At 55.5% G+C, this 463-nt stretch carries 1 pseudogene; it reads left to right on the forward strand.

Features of this window, described 5'->3' with window-relative positions:
* Positions 1-463, forward strand: a pseudogene (locus EII32_RS11635) (IS5 family transposase); the annotation flags it as partial.

Here is a 463-nt window from a genome sequence, read left to right on the forward strand (position 1 = left end):
ATGGATAACCGGCAATTCATCAACGCCGTTTTCTGGATACTGCGCACCGGTGCACCCTGGAGAGACCTGCCGCCCGATTACGGTGGGTGGAGCAATACCCATCGCCGCTTTATCCGTTGGCGCGACAAAGGTATCTGGACGAAACTGATGCTCATCCTTGCGGGAGAAAAAGACATGGAGTGGCTGATGATGGATGCTACCCATATCAAGGTTCACCCCCATGCAGCGGGAGCCAAAGGCGGCAATGAAGGCATGAGCCGTACAAAAGGGGGCTGAATACCAAGCTGCATCTGGCGGTGGATGCCCACGGGATGCCGGTAAGATTCGTGTTAAGCGAAGGCAGTGCGGCAGATTGCCTGTTTGCCGAAGCACTGATTGCCGATACGACAGCCGACCATCTGTTGGCCGATAAAGCTTATGACAGCGATGCGATCAGGAATTTTGCGGCCTCGCTGGGGATGGA

The organism is Prevotella sp. OH937_COT-195 (genome assembly GCF_003932845.1).
Lineage (GTDB): Bacteria > Bacteroidota > Bacteroidia > Bacteroidales > Bacteroidaceae > Prevotella.